This is a genomic window from Streptomyces sp. NBC_01352, assembly GCF_036237295.1.
GTDB lineage: Bacteria > Actinomycetota > Actinomycetes > Streptomycetales > Streptomycetaceae > Streptomyces > Streptomyces plumbiresistens.
Window position 1 is genome coordinate 610,024 of record NZ_CP108354.1, and the last position, 14,745, is coordinate 624,768.

Annotated in this window: 12 protein-coding genes and 1 pseudogene; 5 read left to right on the forward strand and 8 right to left on the reverse strand. The window is 70.4% G+C overall.

The window, feature by feature from the left end:
• Positions 1-9: 9 nt before the first annotated feature.
• Both OG252_RS03060 and OG252_RS03065 read right to left on the reverse strand, forming a co-directional pair.
• Positions 10-1,560: pseudogene (locus OG252_RS03060) on the reverse strand (helix-turn-helix domain-containing protein).
• Positions 1,557-1,871: a helix-turn-helix domain-containing protein gene (locus OG252_RS03065; RefSeq protein WP_329333485.1), complete on the reverse strand. Its 315-nt coding sequence runs from the start codon at positions 1,869-1,871 to the stop codon at positions 1,557-1,559. Before OG252_RS03065 ends, OG252_RS03060 begins: the two are co-directional and overlap by 4 nt.
• A gap of 331 nt (positions 1,872-2,202) precedes the next feature.
• On the opposite strand from OG252_RS03065, the gene OG252_RS03070 reads away from it, so the two are divergent.
• Positions 2,203-3,168: a YihY/virulence factor BrkB family protein gene (locus tag OG252_RS03070; protein ID WP_329333487.1), complete on the forward strand. Its 966-nt coding sequence runs from the start codon at positions 2,203-2,205 to the stop codon at positions 3,166-3,168.
• Between the two features lie 530 nt (positions 3,169-3,698).
• Complete coding sequence (locus tag OG252_RS03075) at positions 3,699-4,808, forward strand: sugar ABC transporter substrate-binding protein (protein ID WP_329333489.1); 1,110 nt, start codon at positions 3,699-3,701, stop codon at positions 4,806-4,808.
• 185 nt (positions 4,809-4,993) lie between these two features.
• On the opposite strand, the gene OG252_RS03080 is transcribed toward OG252_RS03075, so the two are convergent.
• The 6 genes from OG252_RS03080 to OG252_RS03105 are packed head-to-tail and all read right to left on the reverse strand — an operon-like array spanning position 4,994 to position 10,229.
• On the reverse strand, positions 4,994-5,875 hold the full coding sequence (locus OG252_RS03080) for an SMP-30/gluconolactonase/LRE family protein (protein ID WP_329333490.1): 882 nt from the start codon (positions 5,873-5,875) through the stop codon (positions 4,994-4,996).
• A 15-nt stretch (positions 5,876-5,890) separates the two neighbouring features.
• Positions 5,891-6,811, reverse strand: coding sequence for a sugar kinase (locus OG252_RS03085; RefSeq protein WP_406499270.1), 921 nt, complete (start codon positions 6,809-6,811; stop codon positions 5,891-5,893).
• Positions 6,812-6,861: 50 nt separating this feature from the next.
• Entirely contained in the window at positions 6,862-7,482 is a 621-nt protein-coding gene (locus tag OG252_RS03090; RefSeq protein ID WP_266452028.1) for a bifunctional 4-hydroxy-2-oxoglutarate aldolase/2-dehydro-3-deoxy-phosphogluconate aldolase, read from the reverse strand.
• A 50-nt stretch (positions 7,483-7,532) separates the two neighbouring features.
• Positions 7,533-8,678, reverse strand: coding sequence for a galactonate dehydratase (gene dgoD / locus OG252_RS03095; RefSeq protein ID WP_329333494.1), 1,146 nt, complete (start codon positions 8,676-8,678; stop codon positions 7,533-7,535).
• A complete protein-coding gene (locus OG252_RS03100) occupies positions 8,675-9,427 on the reverse strand; it encodes a FadR/GntR family transcriptional regulator (RefSeq protein ID WP_443068379.1) in 753 nt (250 codons plus the stop codon). The genes dgoD and OG252_RS03100 overlap by 4 nt, the downstream gene beginning before the upstream one ends.
• A gap of 58 nt (positions 9,428-9,485) precedes the next feature.
• A complete protein-coding gene (locus OG252_RS03105) occupies positions 9,486-10,229 on the reverse strand; it encodes an SDR family NAD(P)-dependent oxidoreductase (RefSeq protein ID WP_329333499.1) in 744 nt (247 codons plus the stop codon).
• A gap of 119 nt (positions 10,230-10,348) precedes the next feature.
• Here OG252_RS03105 and OG252_RS03110 point away from each other — a divergent pair, with 119 nt between their 5' ends.
• The 3 genes from OG252_RS03110 to OG252_RS03120 are packed head-to-tail and all read left to right on the forward strand — an operon-like array spanning position 10,349 to position 14,744.
• A complete protein-coding gene (locus OG252_RS03110; protein WP_329333501.1) occupies positions 10,349-12,388 on the forward strand; it encodes a beta-galactosidase in 2,040 nt (679 codons plus the stop codon).
• A gap of 38 nt (positions 12,389-12,426) precedes the next feature.
• Positions 12,427-13,776 (forward strand): ABC transporter substrate-binding protein, encoded by a 1,350-nt coding sequence (locus OG252_RS03115; RefSeq protein ID WP_329333503.1) that lies wholly within the window; start codon positions 12,427-12,429, stop codon positions 13,774-13,776.
• Complete coding sequence (locus tag OG252_RS03120; protein ID WP_329333505.1) at positions 13,776-14,744, forward strand: carbohydrate ABC transporter permease; 969 nt, start codon at positions 13,776-13,778, stop codon at positions 14,742-14,744. Before OG252_RS03115 ends, OG252_RS03120 begins: the two co-directional genes overlap by 1 nt.
• Position 14,745: the final 1 nt, after the last annotated feature.

Sequence of the window (14,745 nt, forward strand, 5' to 3'; positions counted from 1 at the left end):
GTTCTCGGCTCAGTTCAGGTCCGGGTCCGTGGTGTCGGGGGCCCCGACGGTGTAGACGTCCTTGAGCTTGACCTCGGTGACGCCGCGTCCCTCGGGGAAGACGGCCCGCCAGTCGCCGATCACGTGCAGTTCGTCGGTGCCCATGGCGCGGACGACCATGAGGCCCTCGTCGTAGGCACGATGCGCTTTCCACCACAGGTTCGCGAAGGCCTGGGAGCGGATGAGGTGCATCCAGTCGGTGCGGTACAGCTCCCGGTTGTAGTTCGACTCCCCCAGCGTGGAGACGAACTTCGAGTACATGGCCTTGACGTACTCAAGCGTCACCTCGTCGTCCTCGGCGATGGCCCGGTCCCGGGCGTCCTTCAGGGCGACGCGGATCTTCTCCAGCAGTGCTTCCGTGGCGCCGGAGGTCCAGGACTCGTGGATCTGAGGCGGATCGCACAGGCCGTACTTCGGACCGGCCAGGCGCAGCAGCAGCAGCCGCAAGGTCGGCTCGGTCACCCACAGCGGGCCCGGCTCGTCCCGGTTGCCGATCGGGTCGGGCAGCACCGCCTCGTGGTCCCACTCCGGCGGAGTGATCAGGTGGACGCCGGCTCGGCGGCGGTCGTGGTGGTCGCCGGTGGAGTGTTCCAGCTGGCCGATCGGCAGATGGGTCTTGAGCGCGGACAGGTAGGCGCCGTTGATGTCGAGGGCGGTCACCTCGTGCTCGCCCGGCGGGAGTTCGGGCCTCGTCCACTTGGGGCGGGCCTCCCAGATCTGGTCGGCGCCGCGGGCGGTCTGCTTGCGCAGGACGTCGGGCAGCCAGGGGTGCGCGACGACGTCGTACCGCCCGCCCTTGCGCGCGTGGTCCAGCAGCGCCATCGCGTCCGGGATCGCCCGCTTCACCAGCGCCTTGGTCGCCGCCTCGACGTCGCCCGCGTGCTCGGCGAGTACGGTCGCGACAGCGGAGCCGATGACGTCCGGGGTGTCGGCGGTCTGCAGGCGTCGCCCCACTGGGACGACCCTGACCCCGCCCTGCGCCGTGTCCTTCCTGGCGGCGGCCTGCGGCCGCGGCTCACCGTGAGGTGCGGGCTTCCGCGACTGCGCGGTCTCGACAGCGCCGCACTCAGCGGGGTCCAGGTGCTGCGGGAATCCCGCGACCTGATGACGGACGGGCTGCCCGCACAGTACACACGCCTGGGAGGCGGGAAGGGCTTCGACGTCGTCCTTGCCCACGTCCGGGCCGTGGTCCTGGACGTCGTCCAGGACGTCGTCCTGATCGGTCGCGCGATCCGCGTCCGCAGGCTCCTCGGCCAGTGCTTCCGCAGCTGCGGGGGACAGCTTGGTCCGTGCCCCTCGAGGAAGTACGCGTACTTCTCCCGCACTTCGCCGCTCGGGTCACTCCCGGACTCCCACCCGCCCACCGTCCACCGTCCACCGGCTGACGTTCAGCGCGGCCGCAAGCTGCGCGCGAGAGACGTTCAGCCCCTCGCGCAGTGCGCGCCGCTCCGCGGCGGGCGGCAGCGGGACCTCCTGCTTGGCCCCGGCGAGCAGGGCGTCGATCGCGTTGAAGTCCGTCATCCCGCGCTCTTCTCCCGCACGGGCTCAAGACGCGTCGTGTTGGCGTGGCGGCCGGGCAGACGGCGGCGTTCCGCGGGCAGCACCTCGGTGGCCCGGGTCGGGCCCGCCAGGAGATCGAGGCCGTCGATGCCGTAGTGCGCGGCAACGGCGTCACAAGCGGCCAGGCTCCATGCGGCTTCGCCCGTCTGACGACGGCTCACCTGGGTCTGGCTCACCCCCAAGGCGGCGGCGAGATCGACCTGCGACTCGCCGGTCGCGTGCAGCAGCGCGGCCACGGCAGAACGAGCTCGCTCATCGAGACTCATACCCATGACGCCGAAGCTACCACGCACATCACATGGCTCATGCGTGTGTCGCATGAATCATGATGCACCGGCGCCATTCTCGCCGACGACCAGGGCGTTGTTCAGGGGCACGTCGAGTGGGGCCCGACCCGGATCCCGACCGAGATCGTCACGGAGTTCGCCGGGCACAGGGCGGCGGCTCGGCCGGTCGCCGCACGCCCCACCGCACCAGCGGGCCCTGCAGCCCCCTCAATCCTCCTGACGGCCGACCGCCGCAGTCGTCCGGCTGTACGGTTCTCCCGGCGGCAAGATCGCGTTCCTCATCTGGCCGTACGAACGACAGGAGGAGGCGTTCTCGATGGGGACCGTTGTGCACGTCCCGCAGACCCGGGACATGATCGGGGACGAGCTTTCCGGAGACGAGGCGCTCACCGCGTTGAGGCACTACGGCGGCCGCCGACTGCTCCTCGACGCGTTCGCCCGGTTCCGCTACGCCGACGGCTTCACCAACTCCCGTTCGCTCGCCTTCCAAGTGGTCCTGGGCCTCGTGCCGTTCACCATCGCGCTGATCGGCGTGGCCACCACCGTGCACACGCAGAGCGTGGGGCGGATCATCGAACTCACCCTGGGACAGATCGTGCCGGGCGCCAGTGCCAGTCTGGTCGAGGACGCTGTGGACGCCACCGCCCGCAGCGCCGGCTCCGGAGTCTGGAACGCCGTCGCCATGTGGTTGGGGCTGGCCTTCGCCGTACTCAATCTCGCCTCGGCGATGGGCCAGGTCGAGCGAGGCGCCAACCGCATCTACGGCATCGAACGCGACCGGCCGTTCTTGCCCAAGTACGGACGAGCCCTGCTCCTCGCCCTCACAGCGGGCATGCCGATGGTCCTGGGATTCCTCGTGCTCGTCGCGGGCGATGCCATCGGCAACGCGGTCGTGGAAGCCCTCGGCTGGCCCCGGGAGTGGCTCGACTGGTGGCGGCCCCTCGAAGTGCCACTGGGCACGGTCCTCGCCTGGGCCGCATCGGCAGTCATCTTCCGCTGGGCCCCGCGCAGGGACCAGCCGGGCTACACCTGGCTCGCGTTCGGCTCAGCGGTCCACCTGGTCCTGTGGGTCACCTCCACGTGGCTGCTGGCTCTCTACGTCGCCAAGAGCGGATCATTCGGCGCCGTGTACGGACCGCTGACGGCGTTCGTCGCCCTGCTGCTGTGGGCCAACCTGACCGGTGTGGTGCTGTTCCTGGGCATCGCGTTCGCCGCACAACTCGAAGCGGCCCGGGCCGGAATCACCGACGCCGTGCACCCGGACCCAGGACCCGGGCCGTGACCCCCACCCGCGACAATGTGCGGCGGGCCGAGGCTCACTGACGTGAGCCGCGCGGGCCGGCCTGGACAGCGCGGGCTGCCGCGCGGGTCCCCGTGCCCGGCCGGGCAGCGACCGGGGTGGCCCGGTTCGCCGACCAGGACGCGGAGTTCGGGCGCGGCAACAACTCCCTGGGCGACACCGCCGTCGGCGACCTCAAGGTCGTCGGCGTCAGCGTCGGCGTCGGCCCCACAGGCACCGCAGGCAGTTCTTCTCCCATGAGGTCCGCCATCGACGCCGGGCATCCGTTCACGGCCCGGGCAGGCCGGCGCACGCCATCCCCAGGAGACCAAGAACTCCCCCCGGCCGTCCAAGCTCAGCCTCAACCGGCAGGCAGCCATGCCGGCGACTCGGGCATCAGCCTACGAGATACCATCTCTCATCGCGTAAAGTAGCTCCTGCTCGGCGCCGAAGGTTCCCTCCGCGCCGACCTGTCCGCCAGGTGGGCAGCAATGCGGTGCCCACCTCCCGATCGCACCTGAAGCGAGCTCCCGATGCGTCGTATCGCCCTGTCCGCGGCCGCCACCACGATCGCCGTCTCGCTCACGGGCTGCGGCACGCTCAACGCGGCGGGGAGCAGCGACGACGCCAGCCCGACCAAGGGCAACGACATCACCGTGGGGCTGCTGCTGCCGGAAAGATCGAACCCGCAGTACGAGCAATTCCACTACCCCGTCATCAAGGCGAAGGTCGAGTCCCTCACCCACGGCCAGGGCAGGACCGAGTACGCCAACGCCGAGGCGGACGCGGGCAAGCAGACCCGACAGCTGCAGCAGATGATCGACGCGCGTGTCGACGTGATCCTGCTGGACCCCGTCGACACGCACGCCATCGCCGGCGGGGTCAGAAGGGCCAAAGAGGCCGGCATCCCGGTCATCGCCTACGACCGGCTGGCCGAAGGCCCGATCGACGCGTACATCACCTTCGACAACGAGCTCGTCGGCGAGGTACAGGGCCGCTCCCTGCTGGCCGCCCTCGGCGATGACCCTGACAGCTCCGAGAAGATCGTCATGATGAACGGCTCGCCCACCGACCCCAACGCCCAGCAGTTCAAAGCAGGCGCGCTCCTCGTCCTCGACGGCAACGTAACGATCGCCAAGTCGTTCGACACCAAGGACTGGAAGCCGCAGAACGCCGAGAAGAACATGACCGAGGCGATCAAGGAAATCGGATCAGACAACATCAAGGCCGTCTACGCCGCCAACGACGGTCTGGCGGGCAGCGTCATCAAGGCGCTGAAGGCCGCAGGCGTGAGCGACCTGCCGCCGATCACCGGACAGGACGCGGAACTCCCGGCGGTGCAGCGGATCATCACCGGCGAGCAGTACATGAGCGTGTACAAGCCCTACCCGCAGGAGGCCGAGAACGCCGCAGAGATGGCCGTGACGCTGGCCCAGGGCAAGCACCTCCTGTTCGACGCCCTCACCGGCGAAAGAGTCGACAGCCCTTCCCTCAAGAGCATCCCCACTCATCTCGTGCCCGTCGTCGCCCTGACCAAGGGCAACATCAAGGACACGGTCATCAGGGACGGCATGTACAAGCCGTCCGACATCTGCACGCCCGAACTCGCCGCCGCCTGCGCGACGGCAGGCCTGAAGGAGTAACTCCGCGCGCAAGGAAGCAGTAGCCGCGGGGACGACGTGACGACGGCCCCCGCGATGCGTGGAGCGTCGTCGCGCCGATGACCGCGGCGAGCAGGCCGCGCGCGAGCCGGGCCTCCTCCGCGACCAGCACGTGATCGTGCTGGAGCGTCACCCCACCCTGGACAACCTGCCGCGTGCCGAGGGTTTCAGCGGCGGCCCCGCCAGGAGCAGGCCGCTGTTCCCCTGACGGGGACGGGGACGCTGAGCACCGCGCCGGAGGCCGTCGTCGGGTCCTTCACCCCGTACCGAGCCGTGGTGACGAAGAGGCGGTTGTCTCTGGGGTGCAGGCACACCGACGTGGGGTGCGGGGCGGGCACGGTCAGGGTGTGGATCAGGTGGCCGTCGGGGTGGTACCGGCGGATCGCGCCGGCGCCCCACATCGCGACCCACAGACAGCCCTCGGCGTCGACGGTCATTCCGTCGGGGCTTCCTTCGCCGTCCCCCAGTTGCGCGAAGGTCTGCGGGCTGCCGGAGAGGTCGCCGGAGACGGGGTCGACGCGGCAGCGGAGGAGGGTGCCGGCGGCGGTGTCGGCGAGATACATGGTCGTGCCGTCGGCGGTGAACGCCGGGCCGTTGGCGATGGTCAGGCCGTCGAGGACGCGTACGACCGTGCCGTCGGGGTCCGTTCGGTAGAGGGAGCCCGCGCCGTGCGTGCCGTCGTAGGCCATGCTGCCGGCCCAGAAGCGGCCGGCGGGGTCGGCGACGCCGTCGTTCATCCGGCTGGGGACCGGGGTGCGGTCCTCGGGTCGGTCGAGCCATTCCAGGGCGCCGTCGGCGGTGAGCAGTGCGATGCCGGTGCCCGCGGCCGCGATCCACGCGTCCGGCCGGTCGTCGACCGGCGCGACGGCGCCCAACGGCACGTCCGTGCAGGCCAGTTGGCGGGGGTCGGCTCCGTCGTCGCGCAGTTCGAAGAGCCGGCCGCTGAGGATGTCGAGGTACACGTACCGGCCGTCGAACCAGCGGCCGCCCTCCGCGAGTTCGTACGCTCCGTCCACGACGACCGTCGCATGCGCTGCCGTGAAGGTCATGAGGAGTCTCCTGGGTCAGCGAATCGTCGTGCCGTCGGGCTGGTCGAACAGGCCGAGTTCGTCCTGGGTGGGAAGGCCCTCCCAGTCGCCGCGGGTGGCGACGGCGAAGGCGGCGGTGGTGACGGCTCGCTGCAGACGGGTGGGGATGTCGGCGCCGTGGAGGAGTCCGGACAGGTATCCGGCCACGAAGGCGTCGCCCGCGCCGACCAGATCGACCGCGTCGACCTGTCGCGCCGCGCAGTCGGTCGTCCCGTGGGCGGTGAAGCTGGTCGCGCCGTGTGCGCCACGCTTGACCACCACCTCGTTGACGCCTGCCGCCAGGATGCTGTGCACGGCCTGGGATTCGCCCGCGTCGGACCGTTCCAGCACCAGCGGCAGCTCGTCCTCGGAGGCGATCAGCAGGTCGGTGTGGGCCAGCAGCGGCCGGAGCGCTGTGCGGGCGCGGTCGGCGGTCCACAGCCTGGAGCGGTAGTTGACGTCGAGGCAGACGGTGATCCCTGCGTCATGGGCGGTCGTGGCGGCGGCCAGGACCGCCTCGGCCGCCGACGGACTGAGCGCCGGCGTAATGCCGGTCAGATGCAGGATGCGGGATCCGGAGGCCAGCGCGGGCAGTATGTCGGCCGGTGAGACGGCCGAACCCGCTGATCCGGCACGGTAGTAGCTGACTCGGGTGAGCGTGCCCAGGCGGGGTTCGGTCAGCAGCAGTCCCGTGGGGCGGCCGGTGTCGTCGGTGACCGCGTGGTCGGTGTCGACGCCCTCGGCGCGCAGTGTGCGCAGTACCAGTGCGCCGAGTTCGTCCGCACCGACCCGGCCGGCCCAGCGCACCCGGTGGCCGAGCCGGGCGAGGCCGATGGCGACGTTGGACTCGGCTCCCGCAACGGACAGGCCGAGGCTGCCGCCGAGTCGTAGCACGCTGTGGGCCCGGAGCGCCGCCATCGTCTCACCGAAGGTCACCACTTCGGGCGGGGCCTGGACGGCCGGAGTCGTCACGGCGTCTCCCCCGCGGCCACCGAGCGGAACACGGCCGCGCGGGCGCGGAGTTGGTCCAGGTCGCCGCCGTCGGCCGCGTCCCCGACGAGGGGCGAGCCGACGCCGACGGCGATGGCGCCACGGTCCAGGTAGTCGCGGGCGGCCTGCGCGTCCACTCCGCCGACGGGCACGAAGGGCACGTCGGGGAAGGGGTCGCGCAGGGCCCGCAGATAGTCGGGTCCGCCGAGCGTGCCGGGGAAGAGTTTGACCGCCGCGGCGCCCCGTGCGAGGGCTGTTTCGATCTCGGTCGGCGTCAGGGCTCCCATCAGTACGGGTACGCCGTAGGGCTCCAGCCCGTCGACCAGTGCCGGGGTGACGAGATACGACGCACCGGCGTCCACGGCGCGGGCGGCGTCCGCGGTCGAGCGCACGGTTCCGGCGCCGAGGAGTGCGTCGGGGCCCAGTTCTGTGCGCGCCTGCCGGATCACGGTCAGGGCGTCAGCGGTGGTCAGCGAGACCTCGATGGCCGCGATGCCCTCTTCGGTGAGGGCACGTACGGTGCGCAGGGCCGCGGCGGGATCCTTGCCACGTACGATCGCCAACAGGCGGTGGGCTCGGAGGGATTCCACCAGGTTCATGGGAGCGGGCTCTCCTTGGGCGTGGGGTCCGGGGGTCGGCCTGACGAGGGTCACCATTCGGTGAACGCCCCGTCGGCGCCGCGCCATACGGGGTTGCGCCAGCGATGTCCGGTCTCGGCGGCGTGGCGTACGGCCTTCTCGTCGATCTCGACGCCGAGACCCGGGCGGGACCCGGAGACGGCGTAGCCGCCCTCGAAGCGGAAGGGTTCGGGGTCCATCACGTACTCCAGCAGGTCGCACTGCTGGTTGTAGTGGATGCCCATGCTCTGTTCCTGGATGAGGAAGTTCGGTACGGCGAAGGCGATCTGGAGGCTGGCGGCCAGGGCGATCGGGCCGAGGGGGCAGTGGGGAGCCATGGCGACGTCGTACGTCTCGGCCATGGCCGCGATGCGGCGGACCTCGGAGATGCCGCCGGCGTGCGAGAGGTCGGGCTGGGCGACGGCGATGCCGCTGGTCATGACCTCGCGGAAGTCCCAGCGGGAGTAGAGGCGTTCGCCGGTCGCGAGCGGAATGCTCGTGGACTCCACCAGGCTGCGCAGGTGGCCCAAGTGTTCCGGCAGGACGGGCTCCTCGACGAACAGCGGGTGCAGCGGTTCCAGCAGGGGCAGCAGGCGACGCGCCATGGCCGTGGAGACCCGGCCGTGGAAGTCGACGGCGATGTCCCGCTCGTCGCCGAGCACTTCGCGGACGGCCACGACCCGTTCGACGACCTCCGCGGTGCGGGCGGGGGTGTCGATCGCGGCGAGTTCGGCCGAGGCGTTCATCTTCACGGCGGTGAAGCCCGCCTTCATCTGTTCCTCGGCCAGCTCGGCGACGTCGCTCGGGCGGTCTCCGCCTATCCACGCGTACATCCGGACGCGGTCACGTACCGGGCCGCCGAGGAGGCGGTGCACCGGGACACCGTAGGTCTTGCCGGCGATGTCCCACAGGGCCTGGTCGATGCCTGCGACGGCGCTGGAGAGGATGGGGCCGCCACGGTAGAAGCCGCCCTTGGTGAGTACCTGCCAGTGGTCCTCGATGCGCAGCGGGTCCCGGCCGACGAGGTAGTCGGCCATTTCGTGGACCGCGGCGCGTACGGTCTCGGCGCGGCCCTCGATCACGGGCTCGCCCCAGCCGGTGACGCCCTCGTCGGTGGCGACGCGCAGGAACAGCCAGCGCGGAGCCACCAGGAACGTCTCAAGTCCGGTTATCTTCAAGGCACTTCCTTCGGCAGCGTGTCGGTCACGACGTCGGCCTCGTCTCCCCCGTCGTCCCCGGCCCGCACGGCCGCCAGGTCGTCGGAGGCCTGCGCCAGGAGTGACTCGACGGCAGCCACGGCGGCCTCCGGATCGCCCGCTTCGACCGCGTCGAGCAGTTCCTGGTGGACGGGGATGGAGTCGGAGAAGTGCCGGGCACCGTGCACGATCCGGTCACGAACGCGCAGGCCGGCCTCGATGACGACCTCCATCCGGCTGAGCAGTTCGTTGTGGGCGGCGTCCAGCAGCGCGCGGTGGAAGGCCAGGTCCGCCTCGACCATCGCATCCGCGTCCGTCCCTGCCGCCGCCATCGATTCGAGGGCCTGGCGCATCGCGTCCAGGTCGGCTGCGGTGCGGCGAGCCGCAGCGAAGCGGGCTCCCGCGGGCTCCACTATCGCGCGGACCTCGGCGAGGTCCTCCAGGAAGCCTTCGGTCGGATCGCTGCTGCCCTGCCAGCGCAGCAGGTCGCTGTCGAGGAGGTTCCAGTCGGCGCGGGGCCGGATGGTCGTACCGCGTTTCTGCTTCGACTCGAGCAGGCCCTTGGACGCCAGCACGCGCAGCGCCTCGCGCACGACGGTCTTGCTGACGCCGAGTTCGGTCTCGAACTTGACCGGGTCCACGACGGAGCCCGGAGGGTAGTCGCCGCGGATGATGCGCCGGCCCAGTTCCTCCACGGCCTGGCCGTGCAGCCCCCTGGTGGGATGGGTCACCACGTTCTCCGTTTCCGTTCAGGTGCTGTCGGCGCATGCCCGGCATGGTGTGCGCCGCTCACGAGGACTCCTTCATGACGCTCCATCCTCCATCGACCACCAGGCTCGCTCCGGTCACATAGGAGGCGTCCGCCGATGCCAGGAAGGCTACGGCCGAGGCCACCTCCTCCGGCTGCCCGAACCGCCTGGCCGCCGTGGCCGCCGCGCTGCGCGCCCGGTCGGACTCCGGGATCCCCTCCCACGCGGCGGTGAGGATGGGGCCGGGCAACACCGTGTTGACCCGGATGTCGGGCCCGTACTCGACGGCCAACTGCCGCCCCAGCGAGCACAGCGCGCCCTTGGCGGCAGCGTAGGCGGCATGGCCGGGCAGTCCGATGACCGCGTGCACCGAGGAGGTGAGGACGACGGACCCCGATGCCTCGCGCAGCATGGCCGCGAAGGTCTTCATCCCACGCCAGGCCGGCTTGAGCAGCACGGCCATCTGACCGTCCCACTCGGCCTCGCTCAGTTCGTGGGCGGGCTTGTTCAGCTGGGCGAAGGCGTTGCTGTGCAGTACGTCCAGCCGCCCGTGATGCTCGTCCACGTGACGGGCCAGGTTCTCCCAGTCGGCGGCCGAGGTCACGTCGCAGCGTACGTACTCCGCCCGTCCCCCGCTCTCCACGATGCCCGTCGCGAGCGCCTTGCCCGCCGTGTCGTCCACGTCCGTGACCACGACGTTCGCGCCCTCGTCGGCGAACCTTCGAGCCGTGGCCGCGCCGATTCCGTGTGCGGCGCCGGTGATCACCGCCACGCGCCCGGCCATCCTGTGGCACTCCGTCATCGCGTGTGTCTCCCCTCTGATGCCTGCACCCACCATAGCTCTTTCAATTAATTATGAATATATCTTGACGGCGTGGCGATACCGCTCCAAGACTGACCGGCATGCATCAGGCACCTTCAGTACCGATCGACGCCCGGCGGCGCCTGCGCCCGGCCGGAATCGCCTTCGGAGGCGACTACAACCCCGAGCAGTGGCCCGAGGAGGTGTGGGCCGAGGACGTCGCGCTGATGAAGGAGGCGGGCGTCTCCATGGTGACGGCCGGGATCTTCTCGTGGGCCAAGGTGGAACCACGGCCCGGCGAGTACGACTTCACCTGGTTCGACCGGGTCATGGACAACCTCGCCGGGGCGGGTGTGGCCGTATGCCTGGCCACCATGACGGCGTCCCCGCCGCCGTGGCTGTCCCGGCTGCACCCCGAGATCCTCCCCGAGACATCGGACGGCCGCCGGATGTGGCCCGGCGGACGCCAGCACTACTGCCCCTCCAGCGCCGTGTACCGCAAGTACGCCGCGCGCCTGGTCGAGCGACTGGCCACCCGGTACGCCGACCATCCCGCGCTGGAGATGTGGCACATCGGCAACGAGTACGGCTGCCACACCCCGCAGTGCTGGTGCGACGAGTCGGCCGCCGACTTCCGGCGCTGGCTGTCCGACCGGTACGGCGACGTCGAGGCACTCAACGACGCCTGGTCGACGGCCTTCTGGGCCCAGCGTTACGACACCTTCGACGAGGTGCTGCCGCCGCGGCTCGCGCCCACCTTCCCCAACCCCGCCCAGCAGCTGGACTTCGCCCGCTTCTCCGACGACGCGCTGCTCCAGTGCTGTCTGGCCGAGAAAGCGGTGCTGCGGCGGATCACCCCGGACGTTCCCGTCACGACCAACTTCATCGGCGTGCACAAGCCCGTCGACACCTTCCGATGGGCGGCCGAGGAGGACGTCGTCTCCGTCGACGTCTACCAGGACCCGCACGACGCGGACACGCACATCTCGGCGGGATTCATCTTCGACGTCACCCGCTCCGCCCGCGCCGGCCAGCCCTGGATGCTGCTGGAGCAGGCGCCCAGCGCGGTGAACTGGCGTGACCGCAACGGGCCCAAGCCGCCGGGGCGGATGCGGCTGTGGAGCTGGCAGGCGGTCGCCCAGGGCGCGGACGCGGTGCTGTACTTCCAGTGGCGCCAGTCCCGGGGCGGCGCCGAGAAGTACCACTCGGCGATGGTCCCGCATGGCGGCACCGCCACCCGTACGTTCCGTGAAGTGAGCGAACTGGGCCGCGAGTTGGCCTCCGTGCCGCAGATCGCCGGCACCCGCTCCACCGCCGAGGTCGCCCTCGTGCTGGACTGGAACAGCTGGTGGGCCCTGGAGCTGGACTCGCACCCCTCCACCGCGCTGAACCAGATGGACATCGCGCTCGCCCACTACCGGCCGCTGTTCGAAGCCGGGATCGCCTGCGATGTCGTACCCCCCGACCGCGACCTGTCCGGCTACCGCCTGGTCGTCGCGCCCAATCTGTACCTGCTGAAGGAGGAGGACGCCGAACGCCTCACCGAGTTCGTACGCGGCGGCGGCCACCTGCTGGTCTCCTTCTTCTCCGGCATCGTCGACGAGTGCGACCGCGTCCACCTGGGCGGATACCCCGCGCCGCTGCGCGAGGCACTGGGCCTGCGCGTCGAGGAGTTCTGGCCGCTCGCGGAGAAGGAGACGGTCGACGTCCGGCACTCGGACGGCACGGTGAGCCGCGCCGACCTGTGGTCCGAGGCCGTCGTGCCCGAAGGGGCCCAGGCGGTGGCCGAGTTCGGATCCGGGCAGCTTGCAGGGCAGCCGGCCGTCACCCGGCACTCCTTCGGCGAGGGAAACGCGTGGTACGTCGCGACGCGTCTCGCGCCGGAGGCCATGCGGGCCCTGACCGACGACGTGTGCCGTACGGCGTCCGTCGCCCCCGTACTCCCCGGGCTTCCCGAGCACGTCCAGGCGACCGTGCGCGAGGGCGGGGGCGGACGCTTCGTCTTCCTGCTGAACCACGGTCAGGACGCGGTGGAGATCAGGCTCCCCGCGCCGATGACCGACGCCCTGGCCCAAGGGGCTGCTCCCACGGACCGCGTCACGCTGCCGTCGGCCGGAGTAGCCGTACTGATCGAGCCGTAGACAGTCGATCGAGCCGTAGACAAAGGAACACAAGGGACATGAACACCTCACCACCCTCGCGGAGGTCCGTGCTGCGCTGGGGTGCCGGAGCGGCCGGGTCACTGGCCGCACTCCCGGCCCTCACCGCCTGCGGCGAGACCGTCGGAGCCGCCCGCACGACCCGGCAGCAACCCACACGCCCCGGCCAGAAGGTCACACTCGTCTTCTGGACCTGGGTGCCGATGCAGAAGACCGTCGACCTGTGGAACCGGACGCACCCCGACATCCACGTCGAGATGCAGACCATCCCCCAGAACGTGCAGGGCGGCTACCAGAAGATGCACGCCTCGCTGACGGCCGGGAACCCCCCGGACCTGGCGCAGGTCGAGTACCACGAGCTTCCCGGCTTCATGCTGGTCAACGGCCTGACGGACCTGAGCGCGTACGGCGGGGACGAGCTGCGCGACAGCTATGTGCCGTGGCAGTGGAACCAGGGCGTCTTCGACGGGCGGGTCCGTACCATCCCGCAGGCGTCGGGCCCGATGGGCCTCTTCTACCGCAAGGACCTCTTCGAGAAGTGGGGCATCGAAACACCCGCCACCTGGGCCGAGTTCGAACAGGCCGCCCGCGTGGTCAAGGCCCGCGGCGGCGGCGCCCGACTGTGCACCTTCGCGCCCAACCAGCCCAGCTGGTTCGCCGCGATGTGCTGGCAGCGTGGTGCGCGGTGGATACGGACCGAAGGCGACGACTGGGTCGTCGACATGGACAGCGACCTTTCACGTGAGGTGGCCGACTTCTGGGAGCGGTTGGTCCGCGACGACCTCGTGTTCGTCGGGCCCGACATGTCCAGCGCCTGGTTCCGGCAGGTCCAGACCGGGCAGATCTCCGCCTGGGTCGGGCCGCAGTGGGGCGATGCCATGCTGCGCAGCAACGCACCCGGCACCAAGGGGAAGTGGCGGGTCGCTCCCCTGCCGCAGTGGGCGCGGGGAGAGAACGCCTCCGCCAACTGGGGTGGATCGTCCACCGCCATCCTCCAGGGCACGCGCCACCCACGTGAGGCTCTGCGGTTCGCGCACTGGCTCAACACCGACCCCAAGGCCGTCGACCTGAACATCTCGGTCGGCTACGGCTGGCCCGCCGCCACCGGAATCTTCCGCGGGTCGGCGCTCGACAAGCCCGACCCGTTCTTCGGCGGCCAGCGGTACAACGACGTGTTCACCGCGTCCGACCGGGCCATCGACACCTCCTGGAAGTGGTCGCCCACCACGGACGCCGACTTCTTCCGGCTCGGAGACTCCTTCGGCGCCGCCACAGCCGGAGACGGCACGCTCGCCTCGTCGCTGGCCGACGCCCAGAAGAGCGCCGTGGACAACCTGCTGGCCAAGGGCCTCAAGGCGAGGAGCGCGTGATGAGCACCGCGATCAGCCGGACAAAGAACCGGCCGGAGAGCCGGACGCAGAAGCCGACACCGGGCGGCCGGCGGTCCGCCCGCCCGGACCGGGCGGCCTGGGGGTTCGTCCTCCCCTTCGTCGCCCTCTTCCTGTTCACCTTCGTCCTTCCGCTCGGCTACGCCGTCTACCAGAGCATGCTCAAGCCGGTCCGCTCCGGTTCGCTGGGCCTGGGTCCGGCCACCGTCGGCTTCGCCGGGCTGGACAACTACTCCCTCGCCCTTCAGCAGTCGGCCTTCCTGGAGAGCTTCGCGCGGGTGCTGCTCTTCGGCATCGTGCAGATCCCCGTGATGCTGCTGCTGGCCACCGCGCTGGCCATGGCCCTCGACACACTCTCCCAGCGCTGGGCGGGCATCCTGCGTGCCGCCTACTTCCTGCCGTACGGCGTCCCGGGCGTCATCGCCTCGATCCTGTGGGGCTTCCTGTACGTACCGGGCGTGAGCCCGATCGTCGACCTGCTCGACAGGGTCGGCCTCGCACCCGACTTCCTCGGCTACGACACCGTGCTGTGGTCCATCGCCAACATCGTGATCTGGGAGTTCGCCGGCTACAACATGCTGGTGATCGTCGCCCAGCTCAAGGCGATCCCGCAGGATCTCTACGAGGCCGCGCGCATCGACGGGGCCAGTGCGTGGCAGACGGCGATCCGCATCAAGCTGCCACTGATCCGGCCCGCCCTCGTGCTCACCGGTGTCTTCTCCATCATCGGCACACTGCAGCTGTTCGCCGAGCCACTGGTCATCAAGCCGCTCACCTCGACGGTCACCAGTTCGTACACACCGAACCTGAGCGCCTACAACGAGGCGTTCGCCAACAACAACATCTACCTCGCCGCGGCCGAGTCGGTGATCCTCGCCCTCGTCGCGAGCGTGCTGTCCTTCGGCTTCCTCAGCCTGGTGAACCGCAGGAACGGAAGTGATGCACGGTGAG